The sequence below is a fragment of the Actinomadura kijaniata NBRC 14229 genome, assembly GCF_001552175.1.
Classification (GTDB): domain Bacteria; phylum Actinomycetota; class Actinomycetes; order Streptosporangiales; family Streptosporangiaceae; genus Spirillospora; species Spirillospora kijaniata.
Genome location: NZ_BCQR01000021.1, coordinates 1 through 23,360 on the forward strand (window position 1 = coordinate 1; position 23,360 = coordinate 23,360).

The following is a 23,360-nucleotide window of genomic DNA, read 5'->3' on the forward strand; positions in this document are numbered from 1 at the left end:
GCGGGCGGCGCGGTCGCGTTCGGCGGCCAGCCGGGCGCGGACGCCGCGTTCGTCGCGCCACTGCGCCGACCAGACCAGGCCCATGAGGACCGCGCAGGCCGCCAGGCCGACGACCGCGAACGACCCCGGCAGCACGCCCGCCGTCCAGCAGAGCGCGAACAGCCCCGCGCCCACGGCGATGCCCGCCAGGGCGATGCGCGTGGGGCGGCGGGCCATCTCCTCGCCCGGCCGCCGCGCCGGCGGCTCCGGCGGCGCCGCGGGGGGAGGCTCCGGCGGCGTGGGCGGTGGCCCGGGGTCCGGATGCATCTGTGCGTAGCGCCAGCCGACGTAGACGCGGTCGGGCTGGACGAACCGCGTCATCGCGGCCCCGCTCGCCATGTCCGTCACGTCGTGAGACCCCTGGAATCAACGGGATGATGATGAACGTCTGGGGGACGTGTCGCGTGGGTTTCCTCCACCCGACAGAGTAAAGAGGTTCGTCGCGTCACGTGTCACGTTCAACCGAACACCGGACCCGATGACCGACTTTGGGCATCAATTCGGTCACTGGGTTCACCTGCGGCAAACAACGGACGTCCCGTCACACCGGATTGGCCGGCTCCGGCCACGATCGTCCGGCGACGGGGTGCCGCCCCGGCCCGGGGCGGCGCGTCACCCGGAAGGCCGCCGAGCGCCGGACGAGGGGTCGGGCGGCTGCGGCGGGCCGTCGGTCCAGGTCTCGATCTCCTCGGGGCTGGGGGTGTAGATGGGCGGCTCGTAGGGCCCTTCGATCTCGCGCACCTTCTCGGAGGAGCGGAGTCGGCGCTGCACCGGTGCGACGGTCCCCGGCGCGCGGGTCCTGGGCGAGGAGGTGGGGGCGGCTCGCGGCGAGGGCGTGGGCGCGGTCGAGGGGGCCGTCGTGGCGGCCGGAGGGGTCGAGGGGCCGGACGGGGGCGCCGACGGTGCCGAGCCGAAGCCGGGATGCCAGACCAGGGTGATCACGATGGTCAGAGCGGCCGTGGACAGCACGGTGGGGATCACCAGCGCCAGCACGTGGGACAGGGATCCCGCCGGACGTCGCCGGGGCGGGCGCGCCGGCGTCCGGTCGCCGGCGGGCTGGGGCGGGTCGTCACCGGAGGGCGCGTCCGCGGGCTCCGGGTTCTCAAGGCCACCGTCGGCCACGGTGGCGACGGGGACGGCGGCGGGAGTGGTCAGGTCGGCGGGCGGGTCCGCCGCGGCGTCCGGCTGGCGGTGGGTGTGCGCGGCCAGCTCCCACAGCGCCATGAGCCGAGCCGGGTCGGCCCCGGCCAGCTCGCCCAGCGCGGCGACCACCTGCCGGGGCGGCAGGGCCTGGCCGTTGAGGTAGCGGCCCCAGGCCGACTTGCTGGCCGGGGTCTTGCGCGCCAGCGCGGCCAGGCTCAGCCCGGTGTCGTCCTTCAGCTCCCGGAGCCGCACCGTCAGCTGCCGGAGCGCGGGCTCCGCGGAAGCGGGAAGAGTCTGCCAAGCGCCCACGCGGTCACTCCCCTTCAGCCTCGAACAGGCCGCCCCCGGGCCGGTCCCCACCGGCCGGTCAACCGGAACCTCGCGGTACGCCCCCGCGACCAAGCCCACACCCTAGCCAGATTCCGCCCGCTTGATCACGTTCTGTCCAACGTCGGCCATCGGGGGAACCACCGGCCTTGGACCGATCCAACGGGCGGCGGCCGCCGGGGCGCGGCCACCGGCCGGACGCTCGCGCCGCCGCCGTCAGCCGCGCACCAGGCGCGTCCAGGCGTCGGCGACCACGTCCAGGGCGTAGGTCTCGCGGAGCTGCCGCCTGGCCAGCTCGCGCTCCTCCTCCCAGCGGCCGGTCTTGACGGTCATCTCGACGGCGTCGGCCATCGCGGTCGGGTCCGGGTGGATCCAGCGGGCGTCGTAGATCGTTCCCACGCCGGGCCAGGGCAGCAGCAGCGGGATCGCGCCCGACGCCATGCCCTCGGCCGGGGCCAGGTGGAAGCTCTCGTCGTCGCTGGTGGACAGCACCCAGCCCACGCGGCGCAGCCAGGACGCCACGTCGCGGCCGTAGGGGTCGAACACCACGCCGTCGCGCAGCGAGTCGGATGCCGCCAGCCGCGCGAACAGCTTCTCGTAGTGGGCGCGCTCCTCGGCGCGCTTCCAGATCCACCAGTACTCCCACGGCATCTTCGTCTTCACGAAGAGCGTGAAGCGGGGGTCGCGGCGGCGCAGCTCCTCGACCACGTCGAGCGCCAGGTCGAGGCGCTTGCGGGACGGGGCCGCGCCGATGAACCCCAGGTGGAAGCGGGCGTCGGGGAGCTTGGGCCGGTCGAGCTGGTCGACGTCCACCCAGTTGGGGATCACCGTGACCTTCTCGGCGGGCCAGCCGGTGTCGGCGCGGGTCAGCGACGCGTAGTGCGGGCTGACGCAGATCACCTGGTCGACCTTGTCGATGTCGAGCTTGCGCGGCCATCCGGAGGTCAGCTCGAACCGGTGCAGGCGGACGTAGAGCCGCTGGTCGGGACGCTTGTTCTCGGCGTACCAGAGGGCGTTCGGACCGCACCACTCGCAGATCACGACGTCGGCCCAGGCGGCGAGGTTGCGGCTGCGGACCTCGTCGTGCTCGGCCAGGCCGCGCCACTTGTCGACGATGACCTCGACGTCGGGCAGCGCCTCCAGGTGCTCCAGCAGGCGGGTGAAGAACTTCAGGTCGTGGCCCGCGACCACGACGCGGGTCGGGCGGGCCGGGTCGCCGGCCGGGGCCGGGAACACCTTGGCCAGCCGGTCGCGCAGCCGGTCCGCCGCCCGCGCGAGGGTGAAGCGCGCGGCGGCCTCGCGGCAGCGTTCGGCGGCCAGCGCGTAGGCGGAGGCGTCGCGGGCGACGTGCGCCAGCACGTTCACCACGTCGTTCTCGGTGCGCGCGAACAGCGGGTAGTCGGCGCCGAGGAGCGTCTCGTGCATCGGGTTGCGGTTCAGGACCACCGGCAGGCCGAGCGCGCCGAACTCCAGCACCTTCGTGGACAGCTCCAGGCTCGCGTCCATCTCGGGACGCCGCCAGGACAGGCCCACGTGCGCGTCGGCGGCGATCGCCATCGCCTTCTCGCGCGGGTGGCCGCCGTGCCAGACCACGCCGGGGCCCGCCTCCAGGGCGCGGCGCATCCGGTCGGCGTAGCCGGGGTCGGACCGCTCGTCGTGGATCTTGTCGCCGACCATGTGGAGCTCGGCGTCCACGCCGCGCGAGGCGAGACGGCCGGGCAGCCCGGTCATCTCGTAGGTGTTCCAGCGCAGCGCGAACTTGCCCGTGTAGACCAGCCTCAGCGGGCCGTTCGGGGCGGTGGGCGCGCGGCCCTCCAGCTCCGGCGGCAGCACGACCACCGGCGGGAACAGCACGCACTTGCCGCACGCGGCGGGCACGGCCTGCTCCAGGTGGCAGCGCAGCTCCTCGGTCTGGCACAGCAGGACGCGGGAGGCGCGGGCGATGCGGCCCAGCTCGCCGAGGACCGCGTTGTCCAGGCCGTCGAGCAGCTGCGGGACGTCGGTCAGGTAGCTCCACATCCGCCCCTGGAACGCCCCGTCCCCGGCCAGCGAGGCGGCGAGCGCGCGGCCCCGCACCACGACCAGGTCGTGCGGGCGCTCGGCGTCGATCGCGGCCAGCACGCGGTGGGCCTGCGCCACCGTCATGCCCGCCTCGCCCTCCACCAGGCCCTCGGCGTGGGGACGGCGGACGGTCACCCGGTCCAGCGCCAGCAGCGGGTCCACCAGGCGTCCGGTGCGGATGGGGGCCTTCAGCACGAGGGTCACCTCGCACCCGGCCTCGCGCAGCGCCCGCACCATCGACTGGGCCCAGATCGCCGAGCCGTCGATGAGGTTCAGGTCGACGTCCCCGTACACCAGGGCCCGACGAACGGTGGGGTGGGTCATGGCGCCTCCTGGTCCGGGCTGGGGAGCGTCACGATCGGGAGCTCGCGAGCGATCTTGTAAGCGACGAGGGAGGACCTGGAGTCCCAGCGCCGGGATCCGCCGCGCGGAGGCGCGGCAATGGGCACGGTCATGGCGCCTCCCGGTCCGGACTGGGGAGCGTCACGATCGGGAGCTCTCGAACGATCGCGAAGGCGACGAGGGACGACCCGGCGTCCAAGTGCCAGGACCCGCCGCGCGGGGGCGCGGCGACGGGGACGGTCATCGGGCCTCCGATCGGATCAGGGTGTCGAGGGCGGGGGCCTCGCCGGGTTCGGCGTCGTGGACGGCGTCCCAGCCCAGCAGGGGCAGCGCGGGTGCGACGGGGGCCGCGTCGGGGGCGTTGTTCCACAGCACGACCGGGCGGTTCAGCGGGCGGGCGGCCTCGCGGACGTCGCGCAGCGCGCGCTGCCGGTCCAGCATCGCCGGGTCGCCCAGGTAGGCCCAGGGGTGCCCGGCCACGCACGCGGCGGCCTCGAAGACCACCACGTCGGGGTCGCACTGGTCCACGACCACCCCGGCGTCGTAGGGGCGCAGCGGGATCACCTCGGCGTCGGCGGCCAGGGCCGCGCGGGTCCCGGCGGTGAACGCCCCGGCGATGACCGGCCGGTCGTGGCGGCGCAGTCCCGCGCCGAACAGCATCCGCTCGTCCTGCCCCACCTCGGTGCGCAGGCGCGGCCAGCCGGTGACGTCGGTGACGGACGGCGCGGCCGTGCGGCCGGCCGTGGACCGGCCCTTCGCCATCTTGTACAGGTCGCGGGGCAGCCCGATCAGGCCCTTGGCGGGCTTGCGGGCGGCGGCGGCCAGGCGGCGGCCGACGCGCAGCGCCGTGGACGCCTCCAGCGCGACCAGCCGTTCCTGGGTCTGGCGGAGCAGGCGGTCGCGGTCGCGCAGCTCGCGTTCGCGGCGGCGGAGCTGCTGCCGCAGCCGCTGGATCTCTTCCTGGCCCGTCGGATCACTCACCCAGGCTCCCGATGATCACGTCGGCGATGCGGGGTCCGGCCTTGCCGTCCCACAGCGGCGGGGTCTCGCGCGGCACCGGGTGCCGCTGCTCCAGCGCCTTGCGCACGGCCGGAACGACCTCGTCCGGCGTGACCAGCCGGTTCGTGCCGTGCGTGATGGTGATCGGCCGTTCGGTGTTGGGCCGCAGCGTCAGGCAGGGGACGCCGAGCATCGTCGTCTCCTCCTGCACGCCGCCCGAGTCGGTGACGGCGGCGACCGCGCCCCGCACCAGCCCCACGAACTCCACGTATCCGAGGGGTTCGATGGCGTGCACGTTCGGGTGCCGGTCCAGCCCGGCGGCGGTGAGGGTGCCGCGGCTGCGCGGGTGGACGGGGATCACCACGTCCACCAGGTCGGCGATCTCGTGCAGGCGCGCGACCAGGCGGGCGGCGGTCGCGGGGTCGTCGACGTTGGCGGGCCGGTGCAGGGTCGCCGCGACGTACCGGGAGGGCAGGCCGTGGGCGGCCTGGACGGCCGCGGGGTCGAAGCGGTCCAGGTTGGCCAGCAGCGTGTCGATCATCGGGTTGCCGACCAGGTGGACGCGGTCCACCGCGATCCCCTCGTCGGCCAGGTGCCCGACCGCCTCCGGGCTGGTCACCAGGCACAGGTCGGCGAGCTGGTCGGTGAGCCGCCGGTTGATCTCCTCCGGCATCGTCATGTCGAACGACCGCAGCCCCGCCTCCACGTGCGCGACCGGGACGCCGAGCTTGGCGGCGGCGAGCGCGGCGGCCAACGTGGAGTTGACATCTCCGTAAACAATCACGGACCGCGGGGAGGACGCCGTGAACTCCTCCTCCAGCGCCGCCAGCAGCGCGCCGGTCTGCCTGCCGTGGCTGCCGGACCCCACCCCGAGGTCCACGTCGGGCTCGGGAAGCCCCAGCTCACGGAAGAAGATGTCGGACATCCGCTCGTCGTAGTGCTGCCCGGTGTGGACCACCCGCTGGGCGACCCCGCGTTCGCCGAGGGCCGCGACGACGGGGGCCGCCTTGATGAAGTTGGGTCGGGCGCCGATCACGTGCAGGACGGGCGACGGCATCGAACCTCCGGAGGTTCTGGTTGACTTACGGCTCATGTCCTGGGTGAAGGCGATGCCGTGGGTGAAAGCGACAACGCTCGCCCCGCAGGTGGCCGTCCGGCATCTGCGAACCGAGCCCGGTCGCACCCCCCTGCTCGCGCTGCGGGTGCTTCCTGCGCCGGTTCGACGGATTACGCGCGGAATGCTACTGCGTGCCGGTCCCCTGCCGAGCGCCTACGGGCTGTGGGACCAGGGCCGACAGGACGAGGCGCTGGCGGTGGTGGAGGCCGCGGCGCGGCGCGCGGGGCCGCGCCGGCTGCGGCGGCTGGCCGGGTTCGCGGTCGCGGTGGAACGTCCCGACACCGCCGTGAAGCTGCTGGCCGGGCTGCCCGACCGGGATCCCGCCAAGCCCTATCTGACGGGGCTTCTGGCGTCCAAGGACGGGCGGCTGACCGAGGCGCTCGACACCGTCCGCCGGGGCCGGACGCGGTCGGCGGCGCGGCTGCGGCGGGACCTGTCGGGACGGGTGGAGGCGCTGACCTGGCGTCCGGCGACGAACGTCACGCCGCCCCGGCCCGTCACCCCGGAGCCGGGACGTGTTCTCCACATCGTCACCAACGCGTTGCCCGCCACCAACGCCGGGTACACCGTCCGCACCCACCGGATCGCGGCGACGCAGCGCGCGCTGGGGCTGGACCCGCACGTGGTGACGCGGCTCGGGCATCCGGTCGTGCAGGGCAGGCCCGACCCGCGGCCGGGGACCGAGGTGGACGGCGTGCCCTACCACCGGCTGGTGCCCTGGCGGCTGCCGCCGCACTCGCGCGCCGCGCTGGAGGCGAACGTGGCGGCCGCGTCCCGGCTGGTCGAGCGCCTGCGCCCGGCCGTCCTGCACGCCGCCAGCAACCACGTGAACGCCCAGATCGCCCTGGCCCTGCGCGAGCGGCACGGCGTCCCCGTCGTCTACGAGATGCGCGGCTTCCTGGAGGAGTCGTGGCTGTCGCGCGACCCGCGGCGGTCCACCGACCGGGACTTCTACCGGTTCAGCCGGGACCTGGAGACGGCGTGCATGCGCGCGGCCGACCTGGTGGTGACGCTGGGCGAGGTGATGCGCGAGGAGATCGTCGCGCGCGGGGTGCCCGCCGGGAAGGTCGTGGTGATCCCCAACGGCGTGGACGAGGCGTTCCTGGAGCCGCTGCCCGACGCCGCGGGCCTGCGCGCCGAGCTGGGCATCGCGCCGGACGAGAAGGTGGCCGGGACGACCACCAGCTTCTTCTCCTACGAGGGGCTCGACACCCTGCTGGCGGCCGGGGCGGTCCTGCGTGACCAGGGTCACCCGGTCCGGCTGCTGCTGGTCGGCGACGGCCCCGAACGCGCCGCGCTCCAGGCCCGCGCCGCCGGGCTCGGCCTCACCGACGCGATCTTCACCGGCCGGGTGCCCGCCGACCAGGTGCGCCGCTACCACGCGGTGCTGGACGCGTTCGTGGTGCCGCGGCGGGACGAGCGGGTGTGCCGGATGGTCACCCCGCTCAAGCCGCTGGAGGCCATGGCGGGCGGCGTGCCGGTCATCGCGAGCGACCTTCCGGCGCTGCGCGAGATCATCACGCACGAAAAAACCGGATTGCTAACAGTTCCCCAAAATCCCGACCTGCTTGCCAAAGCTCTGCAAAACATCCTTTACAGTCCGTCTTCGCAACACATGCAACACGCGGCACGCGAGTGGGTCCGCAACGAACGCACCTGGCGCATCGGCATGGAACGTCTCCTGGACGCCTACCGGTCCCTGGGGGTCTCCTGCTGACCGGCCGCACGGGCTGAGGGGGAACGTCGGTGAGCGACGTCGAGCGGAACGGGACGACCGAGTTCGATCTCGTGGTGGTCGGTCTGGGGTACGTCGGTCTGCCCCTGGCCAGGGAGGCGGTCCGCGCGGGCCTGCGGGTGGCGGGGCTGGACCGTTCTCCGGAGGTGGTCGACACCCTGGCGGGCGGCGCCTCGCACGTGGACGACGTGTCCCCCGGGGACGTGGCGGCGATGCTGGCCGGGGGCTTCCACCCGACCGCCGACGAGACCGTGGTCGGGCGCGGCCGGGCCGTGGTGATCTGCGTGCCGACGCCGCTGTCCAGCGACCAGGGCCCCGACCTGACCGCCGTGGTCGGCGCGACCCGCGCGGTGGCCACCCACCTGCGCCCCGGCATGCTCGTGGTGCTGGAGTCCACCACCTACCCCGGCACCACCGACGAGGTCGTCCGGCCGCTGCTGGAGGCCGGCGGCCTGACCGCCGGGACCGACTTCCACCTGGCGTTCTCCCCCGAGCGCATCGACCCGGGCAACCCGGTGTACGGCGTCGCCAACACCCCGAAGATCGTCGGCGGGCACACCCCGGCGTGCGCCGCCGCGGCCGCCGCCCTCTACGGCAAGTTCGTGGAGGAGGTGGTGCAGGCCAAGGGCACCCGCGAGGCCGAGATGGCCAAGCTGCTGGAGAACACCTACCGGCACGTCAACATCGCCCTGGTCAACGAGATGGCGGTCTTCTGCCACGAACTGGGCATCGACCTGTGGGACGCCATCGACTGCGCCGCCACCAAACCCTTCGGCTTCCAGGCCTTCCGCCCCGGACCCGGCGTCGGCGGCCACTGCATCCCCATCGACCCCAACTACCTGTCCTACAAGGTCCGCTCCCTGGGCTACCCCTTCCGCTTCGTGGAACTGGCCCAGGAGATCAACGACCGCATGCCCCGCTACGTCGTCGAACGCGCCCAGCAACTCCTCAACCGCGAGGGCCGGGCGCTGCGCGGCTCGACGGTCCTGCTGCTCGGCGTCACCTACAAGCCCGACATCGCCGACCAGCGCGAGTCCCCCGCCACCCCGGTCGCGCGGCGGCTGCGGCAGCTCGGCGCGCAGGTGCTGTTCCACGACCCGTTCGTCGAGTCCTGGCAGGTGGACGACCTCGCGGTGCCGCGCGCCGAGGACCTGGGCGTGGCGCTGGCGGGCGCGGACCTGACGCTGCTGCTGCAGGACCACCGCGACTACGACGCCGCCGAGCTCGCCGACCGCGCGCGCCTGCTGCTCGACACCCGCGGGGCCGTCCCGGCCCGCGACTCCGTCGAGGCCCTGTGAGCGGGGATTGCGGCGTTTCCCGTGACCCCCGTGACCGGTGAGAGGTAATCCTTGATCACTCGTCGGGCGTCCAACTGAACGACCCGACCCCCTGGAGGCGGTGAGCCCGATGCGCGTGTGCGTGTGCACGGTGGTCCACAACGCCGCCGACGCCCGGATCCTGCACCGGCAGATCCGCGCACTGCTCGACGCCGGCCACGAGGTCACCTACATCGCGCCGTTCCGGCACTCCGGGACCGCGCCGTGGCCCGAGGTGACGGCGGTGGACGTGCCGCGCGCCGGCGGTCGCCGGCGGCTCCGCGCGTTCCTGGCCGCCCGCCGCGCGCTGGCCGAGCACGCCCCGCACGCCGACGTGCTGCTGCTGCACGACCCCGAGCTGCTGCTGACGCTGCCGTTCGTGCGGCGGCGCCCGCCGACGGTGTGGGACGTCCACGAGGACACCGCCGCCGCGCTGGTCGCCAAGACCTGGCTGCCCCGGCCGCTGCGGCGCGCGCCGTACCCGTTCGTGCGGTGGGCCGAGCGGATCGCCGAGCGGCGCCTGCACCTGCTGCTGGCCGAGGAGGGCTACCGGCCCCGGTTCCGCCGCGAGCACCCGGTCGTCCCCAACACCACGCGCGTTCCGCTGCGCACCCCGCCCCCGCCCGGCGCCGACCGCGTCGTCTACCTGGGGCACCTGACGCGGGCGCGCGGGGCGGCCGAGATGCTGGAGGTCGCGCGGCTGCTGCGCCCGCACGGCGTGCGCGTGGAGATGATCGGCGCGGCCGACCCGGACACCTCCGAGGCGCTGCGCGCGGCCGAGCGGGAGGGGCTGGTGCGCTGGCACGGCTACCGGCCCAACGACGCCGCGCTGCGGCTGGTCGAGGGCTCGCTGGCGGGGCTGTCGCTGCTGCGCGACGAGCCGAACTACCGCCACTCGGTCCCCACGAAGATCATCGAGTACATGGCGCACGGCGTGCCGGTGGTCTCCACGCCGCTGCCCGCCGCGGCCTCGATCCTGGACCGCGACGGCAGCGGGCTGCTGGTGCCGTTCGACGACCCGCGCGCCGCCGCCGCGGCCGTGCTGCGCCTGCGCGACGACCCCCGGCTGCGGCTCGCCCTCGCCGCCAACGGCCACCGCGCCGCCCGGATGCGCTACCACTGGCCCGACCAGGGCAAGCGTTTCGTCGCCCAACTGGAGGAGTGGGCCGCGGCGCGACGGCCGCGGAGCCGCGCCTTCCGTGTGGCCGTCGATAACCCATGCGGGCGCACCCCATAAAGTGTTTGCGCTGATTTGACCCGCGACGCACTCCCTCCGGAGGGGACCGTGAGCACGCCAGAGGACGACCCGAACCGGCAGGCCGCCGACGAGGCCGCCCCGGGCTGGGGCGTGACGCCGCCGCCCCCGCCTCCCTGGGCGGCCCCGGCCGCCGACCCCGGTCGGCCCGGCGAAGCCCCCGCCCCCACGCCCCCGCCGTCGCCCACCTGGGCGAGCGGCCCGGGCGCCGGAGGGGACGACGCGGGGACCGAGACGGTGGACGACACCGCGGGCGACGCGGGCGACGCGGCGGGCAGCGTTCCCCCGCCTCCGCCCCCCACCTGGAACGAGACCCCCGCCGAGAGCCCGGCCGAGGCCCCGGCGGACCAGGACAAGACCCAGGTCGTGCCGACACGGAAGCCCAAGGCCGAAGGGGAGCAGACGCAGGCCGTCCAGACACCGCAGCCCACCCCGCAGCCCACCCCGCCGATGGACGCGACGATGGTCGACGGCCACCCGCCGGTGGACGCGACCATGGTCGACGGACAGCCCCCGGTGGACGCGACCATGGTGGACGGGCAGCCCCCGGTGGACGCGACCGTGGTCGACGGGCAGCCCCCGGTGCAGAGCGCGCCCCGGCCGTTCAGCCCTCCCCCGCCCGTGCAGCAGCCCTGGGAGGTCAGCGCACCCCCGCCCCCGCCCCCGGCCGACGGCGGCCACAAGCCGTTCAGCCCGCCGCCCCCCGTACAGCAGCCGTGGGAGGTCGGCGCCCCGGCCGCCCCTAACGACGGCGGCCACCGCCCGTTCAGCCCTCCCCCACCGGTGCAGCAGCCCTGGGAGGTGGCTCCTCACGCCGCGCAACCCGCCCCCGGTCCCGCCCCCGCTCTGCCCGGCCAGGAGCCGTGGCTGAACCCGAAGGCGAAGAAGGACAAGAAGAGCAAGGCCCCGGGCACGGGCGGCGGGGGTGGAAAGGCCCGGATGGCCCTGATCGGCGTCGGGGCGTTCGTCGCGCTCGGCGCGGTCGCCGGGGCCGCGGCGCTCTTCCTCACCGGTTCGGAGAAGGCCGGGGGCGGCGACACCCGGCAGGCCCGGATCGCCGACGACATGTTCGGGCTCGGTCCGCAGAGCCGGTTCGACACGATCGAGCAGGCGTTCAACGACGCGGCCGTCGCCGGGAAGACCGTCGTCGCCGTCGGCACCGAGTACGGCGGGCCGCGCAACCGTGCCCGGTTCCTGACCTCCGCCGACGGCGGGCGCACCTGGAACCTCGGCGGCGTGACCGCCGACGGCGGTCAGCCGTCCGGCAGCGCGCCCAAGCTGGTCACCGGCGCCGCGGGCGCCTGGCTGGCGCTCGGCGGTTCCCCCGAGCGCATGCTGACCTGGACCTCCAAGGACAGCAGATCCTGGACCGAACACGCCGTCGCGCCGGGGGCGTTCGTCAAGGGCGACGTCGTCGAGCAGGCCGCGCGCACCGCCGACGGCTGGATCGCCGTCGGCCACACGCAGGCGGGCCGCCGGCCCGGCCCGGTCGTGTGGCGGTCGAACGACGGCGCGAACTGGGAACGGCTCGGAGACGGCAAGCTGAGCCTGCCGGTGCAGGACGGCAGGCCCGAGCAGGCGCTGCACGTGGTGTCCGGGAACGGCACCCTGGTCATGCAGGGCACCGTCGTCGTCACCAAGGAGAACAAGGGCAAGAAGAGCGACGTCACGGTGGACGGGTTCTGGCGGTCCACCGACGGCGGCCGCATCTGGGACCAGGTGACCGTGCCGCAGGCCGACGGGTCGGCCGGGCTGGCGCGCGGACTGGCGTTCGACGGAGGCCGTTTCCTCGTGCTGCGGCAGAACCCCAAGGGTGGCCACGGCGTGCTCGTCGCGTCGCAGGACGGCGGATCGTGGGCGAGGGCCGACCGGATCACCGCGCCGGGCAATGCCCGGTTCGACCGTTTCACCGGTGGTGAGCGGGGCGTGGCGGCACTGGCGACCGCGGGCGGCCGGATGCTGCTGTTCCAGAACGGCGGCGAGGGGTGGCGGCGCACCGACCTGGGCAAGACGGCCGGCCGGTTCGTCGCGGCCGTGACCCCGACCGGGACGGGCACGAGCCTGGTCGCCGGGGCGGTCAAGGGCCCCGACCGCAACTTCTACCTGGGGCTGTCCGACGGGAGCGGGCAGGTCCAGGAGATCGACCTCACCAAGGTCCCCGACGCGGTGAACCCGGACCGCACCGTGCGCGGCCTGGCCGCCGCCGACGGCGGCCGGGTCCTGGCGCTGGGCGGCACCTCCGGTGACGCCGCCGTCTGGTACTCCGCCGACGGGTCCACGTCGTGGCACCGGGCGGGCGGCAACGCGCTGGGCGGACCGGGCCGGCAACTGCTGCTCGACGCCGCCAACGCCCCCGCCGGTTGGCTGGCGGTCGGCGACGACGCCGGGCGCGCGCTGGTCGCCACCTCGCAGAACGGCGACAACTGGCAGCGGGTGACGGACCGGCTGTTCATCGCCAGCAGGGGCGTCGCGGTGCGGACCGCCGCCGTCACCGCCGGGAGACGCGGCTACGTCGTCGTCGGCAGCGCCACCAAGAACGAGCAGCAGTCGGCGATCGTGTGGACCTCCCCCGACGGAAGAAGGTGGGCGAGGAGCGACACCGGCGACCTCAGGGGCGTGGGCGGCGCGTGGCGGTGGATGGCGGACGTGGCGTCCGGACCGTCCGGGTACCTGGCCGTCGGCGCGATCGCCGACCCGGCCGGGGAACGCGGCAGGCAGTCCCGGCCCGCGGTCTGGGTGTCGGGCGACGGCGGGCGCTGGTCCGTGCAGAAGCTCCCCGTTCCGCAGGGCGCCACGCACGGCAACCTGGTCCGGGTGGCGGTGAGGGACTCGACGGCCGTGGCGCTGGGCGCGGCGTTCCGCGCGGACGGGAGCTCCATGGCGTTCGCCGTGCGTTCCACCGACGGCGGCCGCAGTTGGACGCCCGCCGAGCTTCCGGGGCAGGATCCCAAGGGGGAGGCGCACGGCCCGGCGTTGAACGTCGTCGCCACCGCCAAGGGATTCGCGGCCGTCGGCACCTCCGGCAAGGCCGCCGACCACGACGTGCGGATGTGGTCGTCGGCGGACGGCTCCTCCTGGCAGGTGACCGAGCCGCGGGGCGCCGGGCTGTCGGGGTCCGGCGCGCAGCAGGTGCTCGGGCTCGTCGAGTCCGGCGGTACCGTCACCGGTACCGGGCTGACGACCAGCGCGGCCGGGGACAGCACCACCCTGTGGCGCTTCCCCGCTCCCTGACCGGGCGCCTTCCCGTTCCCGTCGAAAGGAACCTTCTTGCTTCGCAGGGCCGCTCCCCTGTCGGCCGGCCGTGTCCTGCTCCTGTCGGCTGTGCTGTGGCTGCTGGTGGGATCGGTCATCCTGCTCGCCGGTGTCCTGTCCGGGGCGGACGGCGGGGGTCCACGCGCCTCCGATCCCTGCGGGCCACGGGACTCGCGGCCCGCGGTCTCCTATCCGGTGTCGGGGTTCTGGCTGTTCCCCGACAACGACCCGTGCGGACCACGCAAGGCGTTGCGGGCGATGCGCCGGATCTCCGGCGACACGGTCATCACCTCGGGCCCCCAGATCGAGGCGCGGCAGGTGGACATGGACGGGCGGCTGCTGCGGCCCGACGGATCCGTGGACCCCGCCTTCAAGGCGTGCGCCCGCGACGGGCGGACCTGCTACCAGGCGGCGCTGGAGGCCGTGCGGTCCGGGAACCCCGCCAACTCCATCACCCAGATCTACGCGGTGGGCTCGCGGGACGGGCTCGGGCCGGGGGCGCTCCGGTGCCCCGGGCAGGACGTGCGGTTCACCGTGGGGTCGCAGGTGTTCCAGCGGATGCTGCTGCCCGTCGACGATCCGGCGGGCGGCGCCTGCGACCTGCGCGCCGGGCGCGCCTACGCGCTGGTGCTCATCGCGGCCTCGACCTCGGACTGGACGAACGAGGTGCTGACGGAGGCCGACGCCCTGGGCATGAAGGTCTTCGTCGGCCTGCCCGCCCTGCCCCGGCAGCCGCAGCAGACCTGGAACGTCGACACCGGTCACCGTGACGTGGCCCTGGCGCTCAACCGGGTGCTGCTGAAGGACTACGCGAGCAGACTCGGCGGGCGGGCCTCGTTCGCGGGGGTGTACCAGACGTTCGAGGTCCGGTTGCGCCGGTGGTCCCAGCCCTCGCAGGAGGTCAACCTCCAGGCGTACGCCGCCCAGCACGCCGCGGTCCGCGAGCTGCTCCCCGGCCGGAAGATCCTGGTCAGTCCCTACTGGGACACCCGCAAGAAGACGGGGGACGTCACCGGCCCCGACGCGGTCGCCGCCGGGATCAAGGAGGTCGCGCGGACCGGCGCCGACATCATCGCGCCGCAGGACGGCCGCGGCACCGGCAAGGGCGCGCTGTACTGGGACCACGAGGCCGACAAGCCCGTGGACCCGCGGCTGCGGCCGGTGGAGCGGGTCGGGGCGGTGACCTACCGGCAGGCGTACGCCGCGCCGATCAGCGCCTACTACGCGGCGGCGGCGCGGGCGCGCTCCGAACTCGCGCGCGAGGGCCGCGTCATGGAGTTGTGGGCCAACGTCGAGGGCTTCGAGCCCGCCTCCACCGGTCCCTGCGATCCGGGGACCGCGCGGGGGCGCACCGACAAGGTCCGGCTCGACCAGGCGGTCATGGCGGCGGGCGCGCAGGTCGGCAAGGTGGTGTCGTTCAAGTGGAACGGCCTGTACACCTGCCGGGAGAACCGGCCGTCCTCACTGGCCGACGAGATCACCGCCGACGCGACCCGCCCGATCCTGGCCGGGGCCGTGCGGAGCAGCCGCGAGGGTCAGCGCGGCGTGCTCGTCCGCGGTTACCAGCTCGGCGACGGCAGCAGCGTCACCCTGACCTGGCAGGACGACCACCGGCGGGAGCAGAGCCGGATCGTGCGCCCGATGCCCGGCCCGCCCCCGCCGCCCGGCGCCTCCCCGCTCCCGGCCGGGATGAGGGAGCTCTGGGTGCCGTTCCCCGACACGGGGCTGGCGCGGGGCTCCTGGATCCACATCGACGTGGTGAACGCCTCCGGGAAGGTCGCCTCGAACCGCTACAGTCTCCGCTCCTGACGGCCGCCCGGAGGCCGCGGGGCCCGGTCAGAACAGGACCGCGGCCTCCGGGTTCCCGTAGAACTCCAGACGGGCGGTGCGGAGCATCTCCTCATCGGTGATCCGCCAGGTGTGGGTGTCCTTGTCGGCCCGGCGGACCTGGACGTAACCGAAGCGGTCGGCCGAGTAGATCCGCACGCCGCCGGCGACCGCGCGGTTCTGCAGGCCCGTGTCCTCGCCCACGCCGACCTCGTCGAACCGCAGCGACCGCAGGAGGTCGGCCCGCACGACGAGGGTCGCGCCGCTCACCAGGTCCACGTAGCTGTGCTCCTGGTGCGGGCGGCGCAGCAGGACCGCGTCGTTCTCCTCCAGGTGGGCGTAGTAGGCCGCCTTCCCGACGATCTGCGCGTCGGTGTAGGTGAACGCCGTGGTCAGGTCCGTCAGGTAGTGCTCGCCGTACAGGTCGTCGTCGTCGAACTTGGCGATGATCTCGCCGTCGGCGGCGTCCACGGCCATGTTCAGGCACTGGCCGAGGTTGCGGGAGGCGTCGGCGGTCAGGACCACGACGTCCTCGATCCCCGCGGTCAGCGCCTTCTCCCGGACCACCTGCGGGTCCAGGTCCAGATCATGCAGGACCAGGACCAGTTGCAGCGGGCGGTACCTCTGCCGCGCGACCTGGTCGATGAGGTGGTTCAGCTGGCCGGACCGGTTGGAGGAGGAGATCACCGTGACGGGGCGCTCGACGCGCCGGACGGGCAGCCCGATCGTCTCCAGGACGTGGTCCACGCGGTGGGCGAAGGTGTGCTCGGCGAACGTCTCGCGCATCGCCAGGTGCGCCTGCCGGTCCCGCAGCTGCGGGCTGTCCAGCAGCGCCTTCAGCTGGGCGCGGGCCTCGGCGGAGGTGTGGGCGATCGGGACCAGGCCGCGGTAGGTCGCCTCGATCGCCGGGGACGGGGCGCTGAGCACGGGGGTCGCGCACGCCGACAGCTCGAAGATCCGGCGGGCGCACATCGTGGGCGAGTCCACGACGGAGTTGACGTTCAGGAAGACCTTGTAGGCCTTGTAGGCGGCCAGCATCCGGTCGTAGGGGAGGCTGCCCACCACGTGCCTGGCGTACGGCTCGGGGAACGCGTACCGCGGGTCCTTGCTGTCCACGCGGCTGTAGATGTGCAGGTCGAACTCCGTCGCCGGAGCCAGCACGATCTCCATCTGGACGCGTCGGGCGGGGTGCTTCTGGGAGAAGTAGGTCCCCGCGAACACCACGTCGTTGGCGCGTCCGCCCGGCACCTGGACGGGGTTGTGGACGCGCGGCTGCGCGGCGAACGGCAGCACGCCGATGCGGTCGTGCCCGACCAGTTCGCGGTATCTCGGCACGCTGCCCGCGTCCACCGTGAAGATCCAGTCGAAGATGCGGGCCGACTCGATGAACAGGTCGAAGTTCGGCGGGTCCTCCTTGTTCCAGAAGACCGTCGGGATGCCCTGCTCACGGCACCAGGCGACGAGCTCGCGCAGCTGGTCGCTGGGGGCGGTGGGGCCGTGGACGTGCTTGTGCCACACGCCGCCGTTGCCCTGCCAGACCGACTCCACGAAGAGCATCGCGGGACGTTCCCGCTCCATGACCTCGCGCCAGTCGTCGGGCGTGGGGGCGACCTGCCGCCACTCGTACCTGAACGCCATCTCCGAGAAGGTGTCGAAGATGACCGCGACGGTCAGGTCCGGACGCGCGATCGGCCCTTCGGGGATCGGCACCTCGGGGATGTCCGGCATCGCGAACGCCGGAACGGGGGCCGGCGTTCCGGCGGCCTTCACCGCCGGGGCCTTGGCCGGGGGCCTGGCCGGGGCGGCGCGGCGGGCCGGCTTCTGCGGCGGTTGCGGCATCGGCATCTTCACCGAGGCGCGCAGGATGTCGGCGGGCAGCGCCTTCAGCGCCTTGCCGCCCTCCTTCTTGACGTTGAACAACGACTCGCCGACGCGCCACCAGCGGCGGGTCTGGGTGGACTTGAGCTGCCAGTCCAGGTAGCGGGTGCGGTACTCCTGGTGGGCGAGACGGCCCTTGAGATCGTGGAGCTCGGTGGCGGCCTTCTCCAGCCCGGCGCTGCGCTTCTGGGCGAGCTTGACGCGTTCCTCGGCGTTGGCCTTCTCCTTGGCCAGGTCGGCGCGCAGGCGGTCGATGGTGGCGCGGGCCTCCGACAGTTCGCGCTCCAGCTCGGCGGTACGGCCGCGCAGATCGGCGATCACACCGTCCTGGTGCTCGGCGATGGTGTTGAGGCGCTCCTCGATGCGGGCGAACCCGTCCGCCCGCTCGCGGGCCTCGGCCATTTCGCCGGTCAGTCTCTGGGCGCGCTCCGCCAGTTCGCGGTGTTCCTTCTCCACGGTCAGGAACTCGTGCTCCAGCGCGGGCTGCATCGCCATGACCAGCGCACGACGGTCATCGTCGTCCATCGCGCCGGGGACGAAAACTCCGCGCAGGTAGCCGTCCACCACGTCCAGGGACTCGGCGGTGAAGAACGGGGACGTCGCCTCCAGCAGCGAGGCGACGTAGAAGGTGGCCCGGTGGTCGTGGTGGGGGTGGTAGCCGAACGGCACTGTCAGCAGCAACCGACCCCCGGGGCGCAGCACCTCTCCGGCGGCGCGCAGCAGCGGGTCCGGATCGGCCTGGTGCTCCAGCACCTCGCCGAGCAGGACGGTGTCCACCGACCCGGCGGGGACGTCGGGCCTGCGCGCGTCGCCGACCCGGAACTCCAGCAGGTCCTGCACGATCTGCGGCTCGCGGGCGCGGTCGGCCAGGGCGTACGCGATCCGGTCGGCCTCCACGTCGATGCCCAGCGTGCGCAGCCCCCTGCGCGCGCACAGGATGGAGGCGATGCCCTGGGAGCACCCCAGGTCGAGGACCTGTCCCGACGCCTGTGACACCAGCCAGTCGATCCGGGCGCGCGCCGCACGCTGGACGTGCTCGCTCCAGATCTCGCCCTTGTACAGCTCGGAGATGCGATCACCGTTGCCCATCAGGCTCCCATCCCCGGGCGAGTCACCCAGTCGACCAACTTTGATCATGAATACGTGCTTTCACCCCGAATGAACACCAGAAATCACCGCAGTCTACTCAGTAGTCCCATTCCTCACCCAGGTCCGATATCCCACCGAGTCCACATCGATAGACTCGGGGCGAGATGAGCATCGTTGACGTGCTGACAGACCAGTCGATGGTCGTGTTGCAGGACCGGTCAGTGGTTCCGCTGAGCGGGTGGCTGGTGCGGGCGCTGCACGACTGCGCCGACTCCGGACGCGTCCTTCAGCTGGTCACGCCGCTGGAGTCGCGGCTGACGCTGCCGCTGCGCTCGCTGGCGGCCGCGGACGGGACGGACGGCGTCCAGTGGGTGGTGCGGCACGGCGACGGCTACTACGAGGGTCTGTCGGGGCGGCCGCTGATGTGGGCGGGGTCGGCGTTCGCTCCGGTCCCGGACGCCCGCGACTACGCGCCCGGCTTCACCACCCGGCCCAGCGCCCCGATCGGGTCCCAGCTCACCCTCACCTACCGCGTCCGGCACAACGCCGACGGCTACCTGCACGGCCCGCTGGAACGCCTCATGCAGCTGCTCACCGGCAAGTACCCGGTCGGCTGGGGTCCGGCGGAGCCGATGGAGCACCCCTGGCAGCCCGACCGGTTCACCGAGTACGTGCGGGGCCGGGAGAGGGCGCGGCTGATGATCGGCGGTGACGGGCCCCGGCCCGCGCAGGCCGTCGCCGAGTTCGCCACCGTCCAGGGCGGCGCGGTCGCCGAGAACACCACCGTCTCGCTCGGGTACGGCCCCGACGACCCGCCGCCGTTGCAGCACCTGCCGCAGCTGGTCGGCGGGCTGGCCGCCGACCAGCCCGTCGTGTCGCTGTTCGTTCAGCTCACGCCGGGCCGGGCCGATCTGACCACCGAGCCGCGCTGGTCCGGCGCGGCCGCGCCGGTCGCGATGGCCGTCGCCGGAACGGTCGCCGGCCCGCCCGCCGTGCCCGGCCGCCAGGTCGGTCCGGCGAACGCGCCGATGACGCTGTTCCCGCTGGGCGACGGCCGCTCCCCCGAGGGCTGGCAGCGCCACCGGGCGCTGGTCCAGCACCTCCAGGGCGGCTGAGCGGGCGCCCCGGGAGGCCGCTCAGTTGCTCCACAGGTAGATGTTCTTCAGCTCGGCGTGCATCATCCGCAGCAGCGCGTCGCCGTAGGTCTGGACGGTGCCGCTGCGGGGGCCGGGCTGGTTGGAGCCGCTGCGGAACGACTGGCGCACCAGCACGTGGTTGCCCGCCCAGGCGGCCGACCACCAGTGGCCGGGCTCGCTGCCCCGGGAGACGCGGATCTTCGGCGCGGTGCCGGAGCTGATGGCGTCGGCGACCCGCTTGGCCTCGGCCTGGGTGTCGAACTCCATCAGGCTCAGCTGGACGTAGACGTTGCGGTCCGGGGCCCGGTACTGCGCCCCGTACAGCGAACCCCGGCACGGGGTGCCCCGCAGCACCGACGCCAGGCCCGGCTTGGCCGCGCCGGTGCAGCTCTGCGTCCACCACGCGGCTTTCACGAACGTGCCGGATCCGGTCTTGACGCTGGTGGCGAAGTAGCTCGGCCCGACGTCCGCGCGGCCGTCGCTCCGGCGCGTCGTCGTCGGGGAGGGAGAGGGAGAGTAGGACGGGCTGTTGGTGATGCTGGGGATGGACGGCGCCGTGTAGCTCGGCATGCTGAGGGTACGGGGCGGATCGTCGTCGTCGCCGGCGGCGAACACCACGAACCCGACGATGCCCACGACGACCGCCAGCCCGGCCGCGCCCAGGATCAGCAGGAGGCCGGCGCTGCTCCCGCCCGAAGGGGGAGGTGGCGGGCCGAACGGGCCGGGCGGCCCGGGGGGACCGGGCGGTCCGTACGGCGGCGGGTAGGGGCCTCCGGGGGGAGGGGGAGCACTCACGGGGATATCCTCCGAGGTCTCGACATGAACCCGGATGGTACCGACAGTCCCCGACAACGGGGGATGATCCGGCACGAGACGATGGTCTAAGGTCCTGGCCATGGACCCCGAAGCACTCGAGAAGGCCGCCCGTGGCAGCCTCGCCGAGGGCGACGTCCGGGCCGTCGTGGTGGACGGGTCCGCGGTGCTGCGGCTGCGCGACGGCCACCTGCCGCTGATGGTCCTGGACGGCGCGCTCGGGGCCTCGGGGATGCTGACGCTGGTGGCCGGCGGCGTGCTGCTGGCGTTCGGGAGGTCCGGCGCGGCCGGGTACGCGCTCGGCGCGGGCGCGATGCTGCTCGCCCTGTTCACGGTGCTGTTCTTCGCGCTGGTGGCGTTGACGATGCGTCCGCCGCTGGAGTTCCGCCCCCGGGAACGCGCGGTCGTCTGGCAGGACGTCTCGCTCCCGTTCGCCGAGATCCGCCCCGAGCACCTGGTGCTGCGGGAACGTTCCCTGTACCTCCAGGTGCTGCTGCGGCATCCGGTGCTGTCGCGGCGGCTGGCGGCGTTCTCGACGCGCGAACGGCGGCGGGCCGCCGAGTTCCACCGGCTGCTGACCGAGATGGTCTCCGCCCCCGACCTGACGCCCACGCAGCGGTGGATCCTCGGCGCGGCGGCCCCCTACGGCCTGCCGCACGACCTGCCCGTGGACCGGCTGGGCACGGCGGCCGACCGCGACCGCGCCCACGCCCTGCTGGCCGACCCGTGGAACGTCGACGACCTCGACCAGCTCCTGCCCGCCGTGAACTGGCTGGTGCAGGACGGGCACCGGGCCGCGTTCGCCCAGGACGCCGAGCTGGCCGCCCGCCCCGACGCCGAACGCGAGGAGTACGCCCGGCTGCTCCGCGAGATCGACGTGATGATCGCCGAGGAGCGGATGGGGCCGCCGTTCGTGGAACGCCTGGTGGAGCTGGTCCGGGTCCGGTACGGCGCGGCCGGGGAGGCGTACGCGCGGCTGGTCCCGGGCCTGCTGCGCGACGAGCCGGGCGCGGACGTCTCGCCGGAGGGGGCGGAGCTGGCGGTGTTCTTCGGGTCGCTGTTCAACGACCGCGACCACGCGGCCGAGGAGCTGGGCCGGCTGAAGCTGCTGGCCGACGACCCGTCGCTGCGCGCCACCGTCGGCCGCCTGCTGATCTGGGACTACGCCCGCGCGCTGACGCTGTACCGGCTGGGCCGGATGGCGGACTGGCTGACCGAGGGCTACTGCTGGGACCGGATGCTGCCGCTGGCCATCGACGTCCAGCGCCGCTACGCCTCCTGGGACGACCTGGCGACCTGCTACCTCCAGGGCCGCCTGCTGTGGTCGGGCGGCGAGGACCAGCGACGCCACGAGACGGCGGTGGAGCGGCTGCGCGCCGATCCGGACGGCCCGTGGGCGCGCGTCCCCTGGGACCTGCCCCTGGAACGCGACTGGTCCTAGACCGTGTTGGAAAGCCCCGGGACCGGCGGCGGGTCCGCGATGTCCCGGACGCCGGCGAGCAGCAGCGGGGCCAGCGAGGGGTGGCAGACCAGGAGGTCCGGGAGCCAGGTGTCCCGCTGGTTGTAGCGGAGCTCGGCGCCGTCGATCCGGGAGGCGTGGGCGCCGGAGGCCAGCGCGACCGCGACCGGCGCGGCGGAGTCCCACTCGTACTGGCCGCCCGCGTGCAGGTAGGCGTCCACCCTGCCGAGGAGGACCGAGGAGATCTTCACGCCCGCCGAGCCGATCGGGACCAGCTCGACCTCCGCGTCGATGTTCTCGGCCAGCCTCTGGACGAAGGCCGGTGGGCGGGTGCGGCTGACGGCGACGCGGATCCGCGAGGCGTCGGGCGCGGGCGCCACGAGCGGGGCGTCTCCGGCCAGGGCCCCGGAACCCGCCGTACGCAGCGTGGTGCGCTCGCCGGGCAGCGCGACGGCGCCGGCGGACAGGCGTCCCTTCTCCCACAGCGCCACGTGGACGGCCCAGTCCACGCGTCCCTCCTCCGAGAACTCCCGGGTGCCGTCGAGCGGGTCGACGATCCAGACGCGGTCGGCGTCGAGCCGGGCCGGATCGTCCCTGCCCTCCTCGCTGAGGACCGCGTCCCCGGGCCGCGCCTCGGCGAGCGCCCCGGCCAGGAAGTCGTGCGACCGGCGGTCCCCGGCCTCCTTGAGCGCCCGCGCGTCGCCGTGTCCCCTCTCGGCCCGGACCGTCAGCAGGACGTCCCCCGCCGCGGACGCGAGCGCCGCCGCCAGTTCATGATCGTCTTCTGGCCATCTCGTCATGGGAGTCCTCCGATGCCTAACGCCGACGCCGTGCCATCAGGGCCACGAGCCCGAGGCCGGCGGCCACCACCGTGGTCCCGGCCAGCATGCGGGGGACCAGCTGCTGGACGAGCGCCTGCCGCTGGCGGCGGTTGAAGGTGTCCCGGTCGTTCTCGTGCGGAAGCGGGCCTTCGGGTTCGGGCACGCCGAGGAACTCGCAGAGCGGCCCCCATCCCGAGCGCACCTCGTAGACGAGGAGCCGGTCGGCGGGAACGTGCGCCCGTACGTCGGCGACGCGCTGCTCGAACATCCCGATCGCGTACTCGCGGTCCGCGAACCGGCCTTCCAGCTCGCCGTCCCAGGTCATCCGGTGGACCTGGTCCAGATGGTCCGCGTACCGGCCCTTCGGACGCCAGGTCAGCAGGCGGATCGGCAGGGGCGGCGGCTTCAGCGCGGGCATGATCGTGCGGGAGACGCTCTGGTACCACTCCTCCGGGTCCCGGACCGTGAGCACCACCTTCGCCGAGGGGAACGCGTCGACGATCTGCCGCCAGAAGGGCGCCGCCGGATCTCCAGAAGTGGATTGGAAACCGGCGAAAATCTCTTCCCAGTCGACCGGCTCCCCGCTTTTCACGGCTTCGGCGGCGGCGACCCACTGTTCGGCCCGCCACGGCTCACCCTCGACAGTTCGCAGATGATAGGCGGGCCCGAAACCGAGCTGTTCCAGTGCGAGTTTGGTCGATGTCGTACCAGTACGCAAGAAACCTACGCTGATCACCTTCACGCATTTGAC

At 73.9% G+C, this 23,360-nt stretch carries 15 protein-coding genes and 1 pseudogene; 7 read left to right on the plus strand and 9 right to left on the minus strand.

Annotated features, from left to right (window positions below; translation table 11 throughout):
- The 5 genes and pseudogenes from AKI01S_RS50305 to wecB form a co-directional block, all read right to left on the minus strand.
- Positions 1–378: pseudogene (locus tag AKI01S_RS50305) on the minus strand (hypothetical protein); the annotation flags it as partial.
- Positions 379–651: 273 nt separating this feature from the next.
- Positions 652–1,491: a helix-turn-helix domain-containing protein gene (locus AKI01S_RS52750; protein ID WP_218009599.1), complete on the minus strand. Its 840-nt coding sequence runs from the start codon at positions 1,489–1,491 to the stop codon at positions 652–654.
- A gap of 234 nt (positions 1,492–1,725) precedes the next feature.
- Entirely contained in the window at positions 1,726–3,894 is a 2,169-nt protein-coding gene (locus AKI01S_RS07945) for a glycosyltransferase (RefSeq protein WP_067813441.1), read from the minus strand.
- Between the two features lie 258 nt (positions 3,895–4,152).
- On the minus strand, positions 4,153–4,893 hold the full coding sequence (locus AKI01S_RS07950) for a hypothetical protein (protein WP_067813443.1): 741 nt from the start codon (positions 4,891–4,893) through the stop codon (positions 4,153–4,155).
- Positions 4,886–5,968: a non-hydrolyzing UDP-N-acetylglucosamine 2-epimerase gene (wecB, locus tag AKI01S_RS07955; RefSeq protein ID WP_083999127.1), complete on the minus strand. Its 1,083-nt coding sequence runs from the start codon at positions 5,966–5,968 to the stop codon at positions 4,886–4,888. Before wecB ends, AKI01S_RS07950 begins: the two co-directional genes overlap by 8 nt.
- 181 nt (positions 5,969–6,149) lie before the next feature.
- On the opposite strand from wecB, the gene AKI01S_RS07960 reads away from it, so the two are divergent.
- The 5 genes from AKI01S_RS07960 to AKI01S_RS07980 all read left to right on the plus strand — a co-directional run bounded on the left by AKI01S_RS07960 (position 6,150) and on the right by AKI01S_RS07980 (position 15,395).
- Complete coding sequence (locus AKI01S_RS07960) at positions 6,150–7,745, plus strand: glycosyltransferase family 4 protein (protein ID WP_245681523.1); 1,596 nt, start codon at positions 6,150–6,152, stop codon at positions 7,743–7,745.
- Positions 7,746–7,774: 29 nt separating this feature from the next.
- Positions 7,775–9,061, plus strand: a complete 1,287-nt coding sequence (locus AKI01S_RS07965; RefSeq protein ID WP_067813445.1) for a nucleotide sugar dehydrogenase — start codon at positions 7,775–7,777, stop codon at positions 9,059–9,061.
- Between the two features lie 109 nt (positions 9,062–9,170).
- Positions 9,171–10,316, plus strand: a complete 1,146-nt coding sequence (locus AKI01S_RS07970) for a glycosyltransferase family 4 protein (RefSeq protein WP_083999129.1) — start codon at positions 9,171–9,173, stop codon at positions 10,314–10,316.
- Positions 10,317–10,364: 48 nt separating this feature from the next.
- A complete protein-coding gene (locus AKI01S_RS07975; RefSeq protein ID WP_067813447.1) occupies positions 10,365–13,565 on the plus strand; it encodes a sialidase family protein in 3,201 nt (1,066 codons plus the stop codon).
- Positions 13,566–13,601: 36 nt separating this feature from the next.
- Positions 13,602–15,395, plus strand: a complete 1,794-nt coding sequence (locus AKI01S_RS07980) for a DUF4434 domain-containing protein (RefSeq protein WP_067813449.1) — start codon at positions 13,602–13,604, stop codon at positions 15,393–15,395.
- A 27-nt stretch (positions 15,396–15,422) separates the two neighbouring features.
- On the opposite strand, the gene AKI01S_RS48950 is transcribed toward AKI01S_RS07980, so the two are convergent.
- Complete coding sequence (locus tag AKI01S_RS48950; protein ID WP_169813926.1) at positions 15,423–18,380, minus strand: glycosyltransferase family protein; 2,958 nt, start codon at positions 18,378–18,380, stop codon at positions 15,423–15,425.
- 164 nt (positions 18,381–18,544) lie between these two features.
- Here AKI01S_RS48950 and AKI01S_RS07990 point away from each other — a divergent pair, with 164 nt between their 5' ends.
- Positions 18,545–19,495 (plus strand): DUF6177 family protein, encoded by a 951-nt coding sequence (locus tag AKI01S_RS07990; protein WP_245681524.1) that lies wholly within the window; start codon positions 18,545–18,547, stop codon positions 19,493–19,495.
- Between the two features lie 21 nt (positions 19,496–19,516).
- Here AKI01S_RS07990 and AKI01S_RS07995 read toward each other — a convergent pair whose 3' ends face one another.
- Positions 19,517–20,311, minus strand: a complete 795-nt coding sequence (locus AKI01S_RS07995) for a hypothetical protein (RefSeq protein WP_174567362.1) — start codon at positions 20,309–20,311, stop codon at positions 19,517–19,519.
- Positions 20,312–20,411: 100 nt separating this feature from the next.
- On the opposite strand from AKI01S_RS07995, the gene AKI01S_RS08000 reads away from it, so the two are divergent.
- Positions 20,412–21,770, plus strand: a complete 1,359-nt coding sequence (locus tag AKI01S_RS08000; RefSeq protein WP_067813452.1) for a DUF1266 domain-containing protein — start codon at positions 20,412–20,414, stop codon at positions 21,768–21,770.
- Here the strand turns inward: AKI01S_RS08000 and AKI01S_RS08005 are convergent.
- Entirely contained in the window at positions 21,767–22,588 is an 822-nt protein-coding gene (locus AKI01S_RS08005) for a 3'(2'),5'-bisphosphate nucleotidase CysQ (RefSeq protein ID WP_067813454.1), read from the minus strand. The two genes, AKI01S_RS08000 and AKI01S_RS08005, sit on opposite strands and share 4 nt — an antisense overlap.
- A gap of 16 nt (positions 22,589–22,604) precedes the next feature.
- Entirely contained in the window at positions 22,605–23,351 is a 747-nt protein-coding gene (locus tag AKI01S_RS50320; protein WP_067813456.1) for a sulfotransferase family protein, read from the minus strand.
- Between the last annotated feature and the right edge of the window lie 9 nt (positions 23,352–23,360).

What these genes read in the sequence shown, in the direction of transcription:
- AKI01S_RS07945 (WP_067813441.1), bottom strand. Translation starts at nt 3,894, where the DNA reads ATGACCCACCCCACCGTTCGTCGGGCCCTGGTGTACGGGGACGTCGAC.
- wecB (WP_083999127.1), bottom strand. Translation starts at nt 5,968, where the DNA reads ATGCCGTCGCCCGTCCTGCACGTGATCGGCGCCCGACCCAACTTCATC.
- AKI01S_RS07960 (WP_245681523.1), top strand. Translation starts at nt 6,150, where the DNA reads ATGCTACTGCGTGCCGGTCCCCTGCCGAGCGCCTACGGGCTGTGGGAC.
- AKI01S_RS07970 (WP_083999129.1), top strand. Translation starts at nt 9,171, where the DNA reads ATGCGCGTGTGCGTGTGCACGGTGGTCCACAACGCCGCCGACGCCCGG.
- AKI01S_RS48950 (WP_169813926.1), bottom strand. Translation starts at nt 18,380, where the DNA reads ATGGGCAACGGTGATCGCATCTCCGAGCTGTACAAGGGCGAGATCTGG.
- AKI01S_RS07990 (WP_245681524.1), top strand. Translation starts at nt 18,545, where the DNA reads ATGAGCATCGTTGACGTGCTGACAGACCAGTCGATGGTCGTGTTGCAG.
- AKI01S_RS08000 (WP_067813452.1), top strand. Translation starts at nt 20,412, where the DNA reads ATGGACCCCGAAGCACTCGAGAAGGCCGCCCGTGGCAGCCTCGCCGAG.
- AKI01S_RS08005 (WP_067813454.1), bottom strand. Translation starts at nt 22,588, where the DNA reads ATGACGAGATGGCCAGAAGACGATCATGAACTGGCGGCGGCGCTCGCG.